The following is a 14,829-nucleotide window of genomic DNA, read 5'->3' as shown; positions in this document are numbered from 1 at the left end:
ATTTCTGCACCGAAGTTGCAGGATTTTATTCTGATATGTTGTTTTTGATAAATTAATTCTTACCTCTTTTCTATGCTTATAAAGTCCAAAGATTCAATCATTTGAATTTTGTATTAGGTCTTATATTACATTCCAATGATTGAAACCATTGGCTATGGTCCTTAAAAAATCATAGAATGATGCATAAAAAAAGAGCCCGTCTCAAAAAATGAGACAGGCTCCCCTTCTATTATTTTTTATTAATCCAATATAAACACAATCAAACCTCTTGCTCCATGAGCTCCGAGAACCAAAGACTGCTCAATATCAGCCGTTTTTGACGGACCAGCGATGAAAGTTCCAAAACCGTATTCCATGTTTCCGATTCTTTGATACGCTTGCTGCATGGTTGGCACAAGATCTTTTTTATGAACTATAATCGCTAAATATTGTGCTATGAAAGGCGCAACACGCTGTCCTAAAATATCATCTGTAACCCAAAGTCCGCTGTTTTCTGCCACGCCAAAATGTGCTTTTACAACCGTTAATTCAACATCTTGAAGCGAATGCGGATCTACTGCTTTCCAATCTAAAGAAGCAATTTCAGAAAGCTCTGGAAGCGTTGTAATTAATCGTTTTTCGAGATTATAATTGGATTTGATGTAATTGATGATTTCGTTATAATCGGCAACTTCTACAGGATCACCACCAATTCCTTTTAAAACCGTTTTGTAGGTTTCTAATACATCAAATTGTTCTGAACCTAAAAGATTTAAATCTGGTAGTTCTGAAACCAATTCTGGTTGATTTGCTTTTATTCTTTTTAAAATTTCGCCTTTACTACTCATTTCCTTTTTCTTTAGATTCTCGCGAATTTTTCTTGTACCATTCTCTAAAAGATTCTTCTGGAACATCTGGCATTTCGCGCTGATCGTACCATTTATTCATCTTATTATTGACCATTCCTGGAATGTTCTTCATTACAAATCGTCCTGATTTTCCAGCAATATTAAAAACTGTCGGATTGGCTAAAACAGTTGCCATCGTTTTCATCGCTACAGTTTTGGCTGTCGGAGTATGTCCTTCTTTTACCAAAACCTGACGCCATTTGTACAATTGATCGTGAATATCAATTTTTACTGGACAAACGTTAGTACAAGAACCACAAAGCGTACTGGCAAAAGGCAGATCGGCATTTTTGCTCATATCTAAATTTGGTGCCAAAATAGAACCAATTGGTCCTGCAACAGCATTATGATAACTGTGTCCACCACTTCGTCTATAAACTGGGCAAGTGTTCATACACGCACCACAACGAATACATTTCAAGGAATTTCTAAAATCTTCTCTTCCTAATTGTGTACTTCTTCCGTTGTCTACAATTACGATATGCATTTCTTTTCCGTCTCTTGGCTTTTTAAAATGACTTGAAAAAGTAGTAATTGGCTGTCCAGTTGCGCTTCTTGCCAATAATCTCAAGAAAACACCTAAATGTTCTCTTTTCGGAATCAATTTCTCAAATCCCATACAAGCGATATGAACGTCTGCTAAATGCGCACCCATATCGGCATTTCCTTCATTGGTGCAAACCACAAATTCTCCTGTTTCTGCAACAGCAAAATTGACTCCTGTTAAAGCCACTTTTCTAGTCAAGAAAGTATTTCTCAAACTATGACGCGCTGACTCTGTCAAATATTGCGGGTTGAAATTTCCTTTCTCTGTACCTAAATGTTCGTGAAAAGTTTCGCTTACATCTTCTTTCTTTAAGTGAATCGCCGGAAGTACAATATGGCTTGGCGGTTCTTTTCGAAGCTGCACGATATATTCACCTAAATCAGAATCGATTACTTCAATTCCTTTTTCGGCTAAATAATCATTTAAATGGCATTCTTCTGTAAGCATCGATTTGGATTTCACCATTTGCTTTACATCATGTTTAGCCATGATAGAATGCACAATTTCGTTGTGTTCTTTGGCATCTGCTGCCCAATGTACAATTATTCCGTTTCGTTGCGCATTCGCTTCAAATTCAACTAAATAATCATGAATATTAGAAAGCACATTGAATTTGATTTGAGAAGCGGTTTCACGCAACAGTTCCCAATCTTCAATTTGATGTGCTGATTTATCTCTTTTTGCACGCACAAACCAAAGTGTTTCATCATGCCAATTGACACGCTCTACATCTTTGTTAAACTTGGTCATGGCTTCGCTGTGCTGTATTATTTTTTCTGATGACATTTTTAATTATTTAAAAGTCAATTTTGAAATGTTTATAATGATTTATTTAACCGCAAAGTTCGCAAAGGAAAAAGCGCAAAGTTCGCAAAGATTAAAATTAACTTTGCGAACCTTGCGTAAAACTTTGCGCACTTTGCGGTTAAATTTTATACTCAACATCTATATTAGTTTTCGAGTGAATTTAATATTTCGGCAATATGAATGGTTTTGATTCTGCTTTTTTGCCTTTTTAGAATTCCGTCTAAATGCATCAAGCAAGACATGTCTCCGCCTGTAATATAATCCACATCATGACTTTCGTGATCTTTAATACGATCTTGTCCCATTTTTACAGAAACTGCTTCTTCGGTCACACAAAACGTACCTCCAAAACCACAACATTCGTCTTTTCTCGTTAAAGCAACCAAATCAAGATCTTTTATACCATGTAATAATTGTTCTGGCTTAGAAAAAAATGGTGCATTTAATTCTGACATCTGCGAAAGCTTTAAACCGCGCTGACCGTGACAGCTTACGTGCATTCCGACTTTATACGGAAATCTTCCATCTATATGGTCAATTTTTAAAACATCGGTTATAAACTCAGTAAGTTCATATACTGTATTTCTAATTGCCGTTGCCTTCTCTTCTTGTTTTTCGTCATGCAAATGGTCTTTTACATGCAAAACACAACTTCCAGAAGGACAGACTATGTAATCAAATCCAGAAAAATTGGCAATAAAATTGGCATCGCATCCTTTCGTTAAATGTGCATAACCGCTATTTGCCATTGGTTGTCCGCAGCAGGTCTGTCCCATCGGAAATTCGACGTCACAACCTAATTTTTGTAACAATTCGTAGGTTGCAATTCCTACTTTTGGATAAAATTGGTCGACATAACAAGGTATAAAAAGTCCAATTTTCATGTTGTAGTATTTAGTGTGTTGTTCATTTAGGCGTGTACTGTAAAAATGTAAAAAATACGTTTCTCAGCAAATTTACAACATACAGACCGTTTTTACCTAATGTTTATAGAATTTCAAGTCAATTAAATCGTTCTGAATTGGTTTTGGATTCCAATTATCATGAATTGCCAACGCAGCTCCCAAAGCACTTGCCTGCGCCATCGAGGCCGCATAAACTTCTACATCTGGAAAAGCTTCTGCCAATAAATTCATGTAAATCGAATTTTTACTGAAACCTCCATCCACAAAAATCTTTTTTACTGGACTGTTATGAATGACCAAATTGGTAGAAAAAACCTGCTGTTCTACCAAATCTAACATTAATTGATGATAAGCGGTTTCGTAATTTTTATAGTGTGAAAGGTCTCTTTTTTGAAAAGGGCATTCTTTCAGGATATCAAAATTGTATTTTTTTGGATAGAAAATCTGATAGTTAAGTGCGCGTAAATTGGCTACTATTTTTTTATCAAAATAAACTTCTTTGTACGTATCAACAGGAACCTTAAAATGTTCTGCCAAGCGTTTGGTCTGCACTTCGTGTTCGTTTCCTGCAAATAAACGAGCCGCTTTTACAGGTTTCTCAGTATATTGCATATAGCACAAACAGTCGTTTTGCGATTCGTCAAACGTTAGAGGTTTGTTGTTGAACGGATTTAAAGAAATACTCCAAGTTCCTGTAGACAATAAAACAAAAGGTTCTGTAAAATTGATTGTATAAGGAATAATTGCCGATGAACTATCGTGAAGACCAACTCCAATTGCAATATTTTCGCGGGTCATAATGACATCTTTACCAAAATGAATTGGCGGTATTTTATCTGAAATACCTTCTTCTTTCAGCCATTTATGGTATTTCATTTTTTTGAAATTCCACAAATTGGTGTGGCAGCCAATACTTGTAATATCAGCGTATGCTTCATTCGTTAAAAGAAAACTTAAAAACTGAGGCAAATGCAGACAGTATTTTACTTTTTCAAATATTTCGGGCTTTTGTTCTTTTATGCGGTAAATCTGCATTCCCGAATTTAAACTGCCCAAAACTGGAGAAGCTGTTTTTACAGCAAACTTTTTTTCTCCTTTATATTTTTCATAGAAATCAGCTTTTAAATCCTCTGGATAATCTTTTAAATAATTATACAGAGGAGTTAAAACTTTTCCGTTTTCGTCTATATAAACAAAACTTGCTCCGTAAGTGCTAAAATTGATGGCTTTTAAAACATAATCTTTAAGCTCTTTTATTTCAGATAATCGATCTAAAATCCAATTTTTAAGCACTTCGATATCTTCACACGGAAATCCGTCTTCGTCTGTGGTTTCCTCCAGATTTACCGATTTTTCCCAGACAATTTTATAATTTTCGTTAAATAAAAAAACCTTTTTGTTTGTTTTACCAATATCAAAAATCGCAACTACATTCATTTATTCTAATTATGAGTTATGAGTTATAAGTTATGAGTTCTTGAATTATGTTTTTTTATGTTTAAGCTAAGTCTTTTTATGTTTTTAGTACAAAACACAAAAAGACTCAACTTATAACTCATAATTCATAACTTATAACTACAACCCAGTGGCCATTGTTTTTAAACCTCTCTCGCCAACTAGGTTTTCTCTAACCTGAAGTGAACGATATAATTCTACGGGATTTAATGCCGCTCCAGAACGAAGACGAGCTTCTGCCACTAATGCGCGAACATCTGTACGGAATGCGTTTTGAAGAATTTCTTGCGCTTTTACCACATCATTTTCTTCTTGTGCTTGTTCCAATGCTTTTCTGTCTACAGAAAGTGCTTGCGCATAAGCAATCATAATCGCTTCAACAGACTGCAATAAATCTTCTAACGGATCTTTGATGTTGTGAGAAGCATCGATCATCCAGCCTAAATCTTTGGCGTGATTCATTCCTCTTGCATCCATTCCTTCAACCAATTCATTAAAAATTAAGAATAATTGATATGGTTTTAAAGCTCCCGCTGTTAAATCATCGTCGCCGTATTTTGAATCGTTAAAGTGGAAACCTCCTAGTTTGTTTTCCATCAATAATAAAGAAACGATTTGCTCAATATTAGCGTTTGGAAGGTGGTGACCTAAATCAACTAAAGTCTGCGCTTTATCGCCTAACTTTTTAACATACGAATAAGACTGCCCCCAATCTGCTACAGTCGTAGAATAAAAGTTAGGCTCAGCACATTTATATTCTAAAAATAATTTCCAGTTTGAAGGCAATGCATCGTAGATTTCCTCTAAACTTTCTAATGTATTTTGATACGCTTTTCTGAAATTTAACTGTCCTGGAAAGTTAGAACCATCTGCCAGCCAAATTGTTAAAGACTCAGAACCTAACTCGATCCCGTGTTTAATAACTTCAATATTATGGGCAATTGCTTGTTTGCGAACTGCTTTGTTTACGTTTTGTAAAGAACCGTATTTATAAGTGTGCTCAGAACTTGCTTGATCTTGAAACGTATTCGAATTCATCGCATCAAACTTCAATCCGTGCTGATTTGCTAGTGTTTTGATTGCTTTGTAATCTGTCGGGATATCCCACGGAATATGAAGTGAAATCGCACCAGAAGCATTATTTAATTTGTGAAGCAAACCAACATCTTCAATTTTTTCTTCTAATGAACGAGGTTCTCCTCCACCAGCGAAACGTCCGAATCTTGTTCCTCCTGTCCCTAAAGCCCAAGATGGAATTGCAATTTGAAAATCGATTAATTTTTGAATAATAGCTTCTGTATCATTTATTTCTGATGCTGTAAAAACTAATTTATTTTGGTGTTTTTTTAATAAATCTTCGTTATGAGATTCGATGTGGTTTGATCCGATTAACATAGTTATTGATATTTTAATAGAGTTTACAATATATAACTTTATACGCTGTGAACTCCCGTTTTACTTCACTTTTTTGTTAAGTTTTCTTTGTTAAAGCGAATTGTTATATGCTAAAAAATCTAACGTTCGAAAGACTTCGAACGCTAGACCACAAAAAACCACTTTTGCTTAAACAAACTTATATAAAAAACCTAAACAATCTTTATCTATAAAAGCCCATGGCTACGCCACCGTCTACGTTTAAGGCATTTCCTGTAGATTTACCTAGTAAACCTCCAACAAAAGCATAACAAGCATTGGCAATATCATCTGGCAATATGATTTCATTTAATAACGTACGTTTTGCATAGTAAGCCGGAAGTTCTTCAACTGTAATTCCGTATGCTTTTGCACGACCTTCTGCCCATCCTCCAGACCAAATGTTTGAATCTGAAATTACAGCATCAGGATTTACTGTATTTACACGAATTTTATCTGCTCCAAGTTCTGCAGCCATTAAACGTGTTAAGTGCGCTTGAGCAGACTTTAGCCGAACCATAACCTGGGTTATTTGGACCAGCAACAACAGCATTTTTAGAAACGATATTTACAATATCTCCTCCAAAACCTTGTTTGCGCATTACTTCGATTCCGGCTTTAGAAACAATAAATTGTCCTTTAACCAAGATATCATATAATCTATCCCACTCTTCAAGAGTGTGTTCTGCGATAGATTTTGAAATACTAATTCCAGCATTATTCACCACAATGTCAACACCTCCAAAGGCTAAACAAGCTTCGTCTAATGCTTTTTCTGTGCTTACTTCATCAGTAACATTCAATAAAGTGCTTGAAACGGCATCTTTTCCAAATGATTTGATGAACTCAGCAGTTGCACCCTCTAAACGCTCTTCGTTAATATCGTTGATTACTACACAAGCACCTTCTTGAGCGAATTTTTTAGCGATAGCTTTACCAATTCCGCCTGCAGAACCTGTAATTAAAGCTACTCTTCCAGATAATGCTTTTGGTTTTGGCATACGCTGTAATTTTGCTTCTTCTAGTAACCAATATTCGATATCAAAAGCTTCTTGGTGTGGTAAAGAAGTATATTCTGAAACTGCTTCAGCGCCTTTCATCACGTTTACTGCATTGATATAATATTCAGATGCCAAACGCGCCATTGTTTTATCTTTAGCAAAAGTAAACATACCAACTCCAGGATATAAAATAACCACTGGATTTGGGTCACGCATTGCTGGCGAATTTGATTTTTTACATGCATTGTAATAGTCTTTGTACATTGCACGATATGCTTCGAATGCTGGAGCTAATTTTGCTTTTACAGCCGCAACATCTGATAAGTCTTCGTTTGGATCTAATTCTAAAACCAAAGGACTGATTTTAGTTCTCAAGAAGTGGTCTGGACAAGATGTTCCTAATGGAGCTAATTTTGCTAAATCATTAGAATTAATGAATTCTAAAACTCTTGCATCGTCTGTATAATGACCAATCATCTGACGTTCTGATGAACAGAAACCTCTTAAAATTGGAGCTACTTTTGTCGCTTTTAATTTACGATCTGCTTCTGGAAGGCTGTCGATTTTTTTACCTCCAAAAACTGGACGTGTTTTTCCGTAATTATCTTCTAAGTAAGAAGCACATTTCTCTATTACTTCCAGCGTATTGATATAACTATCAAACGCAGTATCTCCCCAAGTAAATAAACCATGAGAACCTAACATGATTCCGCGTAGTTTTTTACCGTTTTTTTCTGCTTCCTCTAGACAAGCTCTCAATTGAAGACCAAGATCAAATCCTGGACGTTGCCAGCCTACCCAACCGATTTCTCCGTTGAATAATTCTTCTGTGATTTTCTTTCCATCTTTCGCAGCAGCGATTGCAATTGCCGCATCTGGATGTAAGTGATCAATATGTTTGAATGGAAGAAATCCGTGTAAAGGTGTATCAATAGAAGGTGCTTTTGAAGCTAAATCGAAAATACAGTGGTTGAATAATTCTACCATTTCGTCTTCAAACTCAATACCTCTGTAAACGTTTTCAAGATTACGAAGTCTATCTAAATACAAAGCCGCACAACCAGATTTTGTCAACGTTCCGATATCACCGCCAGAACCTTTAATCCACATTACTTCAGAAGATTCTCCAGTAAGAGGATCTTTGTCTGTAATTTTAACAGAAGTGTTTCCACCGCCGTAGTTGGTTAATCTTAAATCAGCTCCTAACAAGTTAGAACGATAAATAAAAAGCGCTACTTCATCACCTGCTAATTCTGCTGCCTTAGCTTCATCCCAAAGGTAGCTTACATGCTTAAAATTCATATTATTAATTGTGTTTGTATTCGACATATAGTATTTAAAATTATTTCTTGAATTATTTTATAATGAGTTACCAATTCCTACCAAAACGATTGCAAGCATAATAAGCCCAATTCCCCAGAAAAAAGTTCTCATTGTTTTTTTAGAAACTCCTGTCCATTCTTTCAAGTAAAATCCCCAAAAGTTTGCTGTTAAAATAATGGTCGCCATATGTAAAATCCATGAACTAGCACCATTTCCAAGTTTGCTTTCCCCCATTCCGTAAAAGAAAAACTGTAAAAACCACATGGTTCCAGCAAGAGCAGAAAACAAAACGTTTTTTGTTATTGGAGTAGATTTATCAGTATAATTTTTGATTGATTTATTTTTAAAATTCAAATAAAGGCACCAGATGAAATTGGTCGTTAATCCTCCCCAAAGCAAGACAACATACGTCACATTGTTTTGGAACAACGGATTTGCTCCATTTATTAAAGCCTGTTCTGCCATTGGTTTTCCAGCTTCGATTCCGTAATTAAAAAATGAACTTAAAATTCCAGAAATCACTGCTACAATCAAACCTTTTACCAGATTGAAGTCTTTATCCTTATCTTCATGGCCTGTTGCAAAATCCTTTTCTTTCAGCATTCCTGCTTTTCCAGAAATAGCAATTCCAACTAGGTATACTACAACACCTAATAAAACCAACTGTCCGCCAGAATTAGAAAGCATGTGAGAGAATGAAATTTTTCCTTCTGTTGGAACAAAATCATAATAAATTGAAGGAACTAAAGCTCCAAATGCAGAACAAAATCCTAATGTGATTGAGTTTCCTAAAGACATTCCTAAATAGCGAACGCCTAAACCATAAGTTAAACCGCCAATTCCCCAAACAAGTCCCATTGAAAATGTAAACGTTTTTATTGATGGAGAAGTTGCGACTATAATTTCACCAAAATGCGGAATCGTTAAATAGGCGACAATTGGTGGAACAATAAGCCAAGAGAAAAATCCTCCTACTAGCCAATAGCTTTCCCAAGCCCAGTCTTTTACTTTTTTAAAAGGCATATAAAAACTACCCGAAGAAAATCCTCCGATAGAATGAAAAATGATTCCTAATAATGATTCCATTTAATAAATTTTAGTTTTTGGTTTGTTAGATAGTGATTTGGTTTTGTAAAATAAGAGAATGTCAAAAACAAAACTGTCCTGTACTATCCTTTACGTATTTTATATTTTTTGTTAAAACTAAAGAATATTAGAAATAACAATCTGTAATTATTGGGTAAATAAATTTAAAATGGCTACTTTAGCAATCGATTTCGTAATTATTGATTCCTCATTCGGGTTAAAATTTATAAATTATAAAAAAAGATTACAAGCCTTGTCAAATTCTCTTTTTCTTGCCTAAAACGATTCTACGCAACAGATTTTTTTAAAAAAGAGATTTTTTTAAAATTATTTAGAATTTAAAAAGAGTTTTGCTGAAATGCCAAACAAATTTCCTAACAATGAACATGATTAAGCTTATTAAAATAGACGAAGATTCACGAGTTCCTAAATACAAACAAATTGTTGACTCTATTCTTCAGAACATCGCCAACGGAAATTTAAAAATCAATCAAAAAATTCCATCTATAAATAGTTTCAGCGAAGAATTTTATATGTCTCGTGATACTGTTGAGAAAGCTTACAATATTTTAAAAGAGCGGAAAATCATTTCTTCTATTAGAGGAAAAGGCTATTACATAACCCGAACAAAGCTTGAATCTAAGGTTAATATTCTGTTCCTGACCAATAAATTGAGTTCGTATAAAATGAAAACATACAGTTCGTTTATTGATACTCTTGGAGCAAATGCACATGTTGACCTTCAAATTTACCACTGCGACGAAACCTTATTTTTAAACATCTTAGATAAGTTTGAAGGCGCTTACGATTATTATGTCATTACAACGCATTTTAAAACAGAAGAATTAAAACATTCCAGTTTTACAGACAATGTTGTAAATGCTATTAAAAATATTCCGCAAGAAAAGCTGGTTATTTTAGATAATATAAAACTTGGAGCTGGAGATGAAGTAATCAAAATTTATCAGGATTTTGAAAATGACATATATAATGCTCTAATTGAAGGGCTTTCTAAAATATCGAAATACAAACGTTTAATTCTAGTTTATCCAGACAAAGCCGTTTATCCTTACCCGAGACGAATTTTACACGGATTTAGAAAATTCTGCGTAGAACACGAAATCAATTTTGAAATTCTAAGTGAAGTTTATGATGATATGATTCTTAAAAAAGGAGATTTATTTATCACGATTGAAGAATCTGACTTAGTGAATTTAGTAAAACAAATTCGCGATGAAGAATTTGTTTTAGGAAAAGATATTGGCGTTATCTCTTATAACGACACTCCTTTAAAAGACCTGCTTGGCATTACTGTAATGTCAACCGATTTTAATGTAATGGGAGAAACTGCGAGCCAGAATGATCTTGAATAAAGAAAAAGGTCAGGTAAAAGTTCCTTTTAATTTTATTGATAGAAATTCAATCTAATCTAAGATGCTAAGCTTCTAAGATACTAAGATTCTGAGTTTTTTTCTTAGCGTCTTAGAAGCTTAGCCTCTCAGAAACTTAGAAACTCATTTTTTATCATATGGAATATATTGATCCCATTCCCATGGCGTGTAGGTATCTTTTATTCCTGTTTCCAGTAAATACTTCATTATTGCTCCTGTTTTGTAGCTGTTAGACATAATCAGCATGCCAATGCCCTTGTCTGAAAAAACAATGCTATAATTCTGAAAACCTGAACCCTGACCTTCTTTAAATGCACCATAACCATAAGGCGTTTTTACCAATCCCCATCCTAAACCATAGGAAAGTTCTGTTTTATCATTCCAATTTCCGTCTTCTAATGCACCTGGACCAAACTGGTTTTTAGAACGAATTCGAATCTGTGGGCCAAACATTTCTTTATACGATTTAGCATTTAGTATTTTTTTATTCAAAATTGCTGTTATAAACTTACTGTAATCTTCTATTGTAGTTTCTAGTGTTCCTGCTCCTCTTGGTGCATTGTCTTTGTCTTTTTCCTGCATTTTTCCGTTTTCATCATACCCGTATGCATAATCTTTTTCGAATTTTTCTTGCCAGCGATAACTCGAATTTGTCATTTTCAACGGTTTGAATATTTTTTCCTGAGCCATTTCTTCTAAAGTTTTCCCCGTGATTTTTTCTAGAACAACCTGAAGATAAGTGAGTCCTTCGCCAGAATAACTGTATCTAGTTCCTGGCTCAAACTTAATTTTCAGTTTTTCGTCAGATTCAAACCAGCGCCAGTTAGGCAATCCAGATGTATGATCTAGACACATTCTTGCTGTTATCTTTTTATATTCTGGATATGATTTTAATTCTCTAAAATCTTCATGCCATACTTTAAAATCATATTCATAGATAGGTTTGGGCAGATAATCCTGAAGCGGCTTATCTAAACTTATCAAGCCCTCTTCTACCAATTTCATAACCAAAACAGCAAATACGGCTTTACTTAAAGAAGCACCATAAAGATTGGTCTGCAACTCTAACTTCTTTTTTGGTTTCAACATTACTAAAGCCAAGAGTTTTCATATAAACAGGCTTTTTAGCGTTAAAGATAGCTACAGCCAGCCCTTTTACATCGGCTTTACCCATTAAGTTTTCAATTGTTGCTGTTAAACTATCTGTTGAAATTGTACTCCCATCAAGCCTTTTTATGGCAGAATTTTGTGCTTGAAGAGAATTTATACTTATAAAAAAAACAATTAAAAGAAGGTTTTTCATGATTTTAATTTATTAAGCATTGACAATCATTATACTTTCGCCAAGTATTTCTAGCAATAAATTTAGCCAAAACAACTTGATAATAAGTCAAGTAAAATGATTAAGAATTTTATAATTATTTTAAATCCCATTTTTTATTATATTTCAGGTCATATAATCATACAAATATATTCGGCTTAAAACCATAAGACAATACTTATAAATAACCATTTTATGAAAAGCATAAAAGATGATTTGAGCAAGCAGCTTTTAGAGCAAAAAAACTCAGGAAACTTAAATAATAAAAAGGTTTTAAAAACCTGTAAAGAAATTGCTCAGAATTTCGCTGATTTAGAAAATGGTATTGCCGTTCTAAGCGATTTGTACAAAAACAAAAGCTATATCTACTCAGGCAAAATTTCAGAAGAACTTAAGATTTTTAAAAAAGATCAAGTCCAAGAAATTGAGAGCATCTGGGAAGAAGAGCTTTTTGGCAAGTTAAATTCTGATGATGTATTGCAAAAATACCTTTTAGAGCTTCACTTTTTTCAGTTTATAAAAACGGTTTCTGTAGAAGAAAGAAAAGATTTTTGTGTGATTAGCAAACTGAGAATGAACGATAAAACAGCTGAAAAATCTTTATTACATAAAATGTTTTACTTTTCAAATGAATACGAAGATATAGAACTGGCACTATGTCTCTATAATTTTGATTTTTCTTTGACTCCACAATATGAAGGCGCCATTATTAATACAGCGACTGGAAATATCATTAAGCAAAATGAAAAAGAGAGTAATTTTTTTCTTTCTACAAGAGAGAAAGAAATCCTTAAAATGCTTCAAGAAGGAAAACAAAGTAAAGAAATTGCGCAACTATTATTTATTAGCATCAATACCGTAAGCCGACACCGACAAAATATTCTAGAGAAAATGAAAGTCAACAATACTGCCGAAGCTTGTTCTATTGCAACAAAACTAAAGTGGATATGATTTTTTTTTTAAGATGCTAAGGTTCTGAGATTCTGAGATACTAAGTTTTTTCTTTGCGTTTTGTATCCCGGAAGTTGCTAATGATTTTCTCAGAGTTATTAAGTTTTTTTATAGACACTTCTACAAATCCGCAAAGCACTAAATCCAAAAAGTAAGCACAAAGCATTGCGAACTTTAAACTCTCGCAAAAAATACAATAAAAATCTTTGCGAGCTTTGCGTTAAAATCACACACATTTAGTAAGAAACCAAAGGCATAAAAAAACCTCGCCGATTGACGAGGTTTTAGTTGTATTATTTTTTTGATTCTTCGATAGAAACTTTTCTAAACTCTTTTAAAAGTTTTTCAATTTCTAAAGTTGATTTACGTGCTCTTGGTCCAGCGAGCTTTAATTCCTTTTTCAGTCAAAGATTCAGCTTCAGCTTTGAATGTTTCAATTTCGGCGTTGATTTTTACTAATAAATCTTTCATGCTTATATATTGTTAAATTAAGCCACAAAAATAAAAGTTTGTGTGATAGTTACAACAATTTTGCTGTTAAATTTAATGCAGTTTTTCATTCATTTTCTTTACAATAAATTGACTTCTATTTTTTGACAACACCCAACAAACACAACCAGCTTAAAGTCAAATACTTATTTGTAAAAGTGTTTTTACCACACCTGTTTTAATGCTTTGTAGAAAGTATCATAGACAAGGGGTTTTAATTTAAAACAAGCATTTAAAACGCTCCTATTTGTTAATTTTTGCATGGAAAAATTCCCCAAACAAGGAAAAAAATACTCAATTGGTAGTTCTGCTCAGATGAGTTTTTATTAAAAAGGAAAAGTTTACAGATCATTAATAACAAAGAATCGATTTTTCTATTACAATTATTTAATCTCAATTTTTATTTTAACAGAAAGCTGTTCGGCTAAATTGATTATATAGTAAGTAGGAATTTGTTCCTTTTTAAAAGTTGTTTGTTCGACATTATTCACGGTATTATTTCCTAAAATTCCAAGTCGTTTTATATTATTATCAATCAGCAAAGCATAACCACGAAAGCATTTCTAAGTGGGAAAATTTTCTCTTTTAAAGAGTTTACATATTGTTTAAAAAAAATGCAGGATAATGAACAACAATTATCCTGCATATAAAAGGCACAATTTCACTCAAATTTTGTCTTTGCAAAAACATAAAAAATAAAATAAATTACATTAAATAATACATAGCCTTGTAATAGTCAGGAAACGGAATATTAGATTGCGAAGAAACTTTCTCAGTTGTTGATTCTAATTTCTTTTTAAAAAAAGCCTTTATTTCTTTAAAAATTTCTCTTCTAGTTTTATACTCATCAAACAGCACCAAATTGTTCATTATTTCTAAAAATGACAAACTTGCATAAAACTGCTTGTCAAATAAACAAACCAATACATTTCTATTTCTATTCTCCTGCAAAAAGCCAAGCAGTTCATTTCTATCGTAGACTACATAAATAATACGATCATATTCTTTTATCTTGTCTTCACTATTATCAAAAAATGATTTTTCAAAAAAATCAAAATCAGTTTTCAATTTTCTCTTAAACATTTTCAAAAAGATTCCTTTATTATCTCGGACTAAAATTTTCTCCTTTTTCATTCTCATCTTTTTAGATCTATAATAAAAATTCATTTCTTAACAATTATCAATTAAGAGTATACCCAAAATTATATTTAAACTTTGTTCTTTACCTCCCCCAATAAGCCATAAAATGATTA

The 14,829-nt window shown here is 33.3% G+C and carries 10 protein-coding genes and 3 pseudogenes; 2 read left to right on the top strand and 11 right to left on the bottom strand.

Annotated elements, in window-relative coordinates:
- Positions 1–239: 239 nt before the first annotated feature.
- The 7 genes and pseudogenes from P5P87_RS00885 to rhaT all read right to left on the bottom strand — a co-directional run bounded on the left by P5P87_RS00885 (position 240) and on the right by rhaT (position 9,424).
- Positions 240–827, bottom strand: coding sequence for a LutC/YkgG family protein (locus tag P5P87_RS00885; RefSeq protein ID WP_198857460.1), 588 nt, complete (start codon positions 825–827; stop codon positions 240–242).
- Positions 820–2,220 (bottom strand): lactate utilization protein B, encoded by a 1,401-nt coding sequence (locus P5P87_RS00880; RefSeq protein ID WP_278021188.1) that lies wholly within the window; start codon positions 2,218–2,220, stop codon positions 820–822. Before P5P87_RS00880 ends, P5P87_RS00885 begins: the two co-directional genes overlap by 8 nt.
- 164 nt (positions 2,221–2,384) lie before the next feature.
- A complete protein-coding gene (locus P5P87_RS00875) occupies positions 2,385–3,125 on the bottom strand; it encodes a (Fe-S)-binding protein (protein WP_111425602.1) in 741 nt (246 codons plus the stop codon).
- 96 nt (positions 3,126–3,221) lie between these two features.
- Complete coding sequence (locus tag P5P87_RS00870; RefSeq protein ID WP_278021187.1) at positions 3,222–4,583, bottom strand: FGGY-family carbohydrate kinase; 1,362 nt, start codon at positions 4,581–4,583, stop codon at positions 3,222–3,224.
- 138 nt (positions 4,584–4,721) lie between these two features.
- Positions 4,722–5,996, bottom strand: a complete 1,275-nt coding sequence (locus P5P87_RS00865) for a sugar isomerase (RefSeq protein WP_278021186.1) — start codon at positions 5,994–5,996, stop codon at positions 4,722–4,724.
- Positions 5,997–6,198: 202 nt separating this feature from the next.
- A pseudogene (locus P5P87_RS00860) lies at positions 6,199–8,344 on the bottom strand (bifunctional aldolase/short-chain dehydrogenase).
- Between the two features lie 30 nt (positions 8,345–8,374).
- On the bottom strand, positions 8,375–9,424 hold the full coding sequence (gene rhaT, locus P5P87_RS00855; RefSeq protein WP_278021185.1) for an L-rhamnose/proton symporter RhaT: 1,050 nt from the start codon (positions 9,422–9,424) through the stop codon (positions 8,375–8,377).
- 386 nt (positions 9,425–9,810) lie between these two features.
- On the opposite strand from rhaT, the pseudogene P5P87_RS00850 reads away from it, so the two are divergent.
- Positions 9,811–10,852 (top strand): annotated as a pseudogene (locus P5P87_RS00850) (GntR family transcriptional regulator).
- Positions 10,853–10,938: 86 nt separating this feature from the next.
- Here the strand turns inward: P5P87_RS00850 and P5P87_RS00845 are convergent.
- Positions 10,939–11,877 carry a serine hydrolase domain-containing protein gene (locus P5P87_RS00845; RefSeq protein WP_278021184.1) on the bottom strand — a complete coding sequence of 313 codons (939 nt, stop codon included), beginning with the start codon at positions 11,875–11,877 and terminating at the stop codon, positions 10,939–10,941.
- Positions 11,843–12,118 (bottom strand): hypothetical protein, encoded by a 276-nt coding sequence (locus P5P87_RS00840; RefSeq protein ID WP_278021183.1) that lies wholly within the window; start codon positions 12,116–12,118, stop codon positions 11,843–11,845. Before P5P87_RS00840 ends, P5P87_RS00845 begins: the two co-directional genes overlap by 35 nt.
- 213 nt (positions 12,119–12,331) lie before the next feature.
- On the opposite strand from P5P87_RS00840, the gene P5P87_RS00835 reads away from it, so the two are divergent.
- Positions 12,332–13,087, top strand: coding sequence for a response regulator transcription factor (locus P5P87_RS00835; RefSeq protein WP_278021182.1), 756 nt, complete (start codon positions 12,332–12,334; stop codon positions 13,085–13,087).
- Between the two features lie 293 nt (positions 13,088–13,380).
- Here the strand turns inward: P5P87_RS00835 and P5P87_RS00830 are convergent.
- Both P5P87_RS00830 and P5P87_RS00825 read right to left on the bottom strand, forming a co-directional pair.
- Positions 13,381–13,558, bottom strand: a pseudogene (locus P5P87_RS00830) (histone H1).
- Between the two features lie 723 nt (positions 13,559–14,281).
- Positions 14,282–14,743, bottom strand: a complete 462-nt coding sequence (locus P5P87_RS00825; RefSeq protein WP_278021181.1) for a hypothetical protein — start codon at positions 14,741–14,743, stop codon at positions 14,282–14,284.
- Between the last annotated feature and the right edge of the window lie 86 nt (positions 14,744–14,829).

This window comes from Flavobacterium ginsengisoli, from assembly GCF_029625315.1.
GTDB classification, from domain to species: domain Bacteria; phylum Bacteroidota; class Bacteroidia; order Flavobacteriales; family Flavobacteriaceae; genus Flavobacterium; species Flavobacterium ginsengisoli.
This window is presented reverse-complemented; position numbering and strand designations above follow the sequence as displayed.

Coding starts and splice junctions, on each gene's coding strand:
- rhaT (WP_278021185.1), bottom strand. CDS start 9,424: ATGGAATCATTATTAGGAATCATTTTTCATTCTATCGGAGGATTTTCT.
- P5P87_RS00865 (WP_278021186.1), bottom strand. CDS start 5,996: ATGTTAATCGGATCAAACCACATCGAATCTCATAACGAAGATTTATTA.
- P5P87_RS00875 (WP_111425602.1), bottom strand. CDS start 3,125: ATGAAAATTGGACTTTTTATACCTTGTTATGTCGACCAATTTTATCCA.
- P5P87_RS00885 (WP_198857460.1), bottom strand. CDS start 827: ATGAGTAGTAAAGGCGAAATTTTAAAAAGAATAAAAGCAAATCAACCA.
- P5P87_RS00825 (WP_278021181.1), bottom strand. CDS start 14,743: ATGAATTTTTATTATAGATCTAAAAAGATGAGAATGAAAAAGGAGAAA.
- P5P87_RS00870 (WP_278021187.1), bottom strand. CDS start 4,583: ATGAATGTAGTTGCGATTTTTGATATTGGTAAAACAAACAAAAAGGTT.
- P5P87_RS00835 (WP_278021182.1), top strand. CDS start 12,332: ATGAAAAGCATAAAAGATGATTTGAGCAAGCAGCTTTTAGAGCAAAAA.
- P5P87_RS00840 (WP_278021183.1), bottom strand. CDS start 12,118: ATGAAAAACCTTCTTTTAATTGTTTTTTTTATAAGTATAAATTCTCTT.
- P5P87_RS00880 (WP_278021188.1), bottom strand. CDS start 2,220: ATGTCATCAGAAAAAATAATACAGCACAGCGAAGCCATGACCAAGTTT.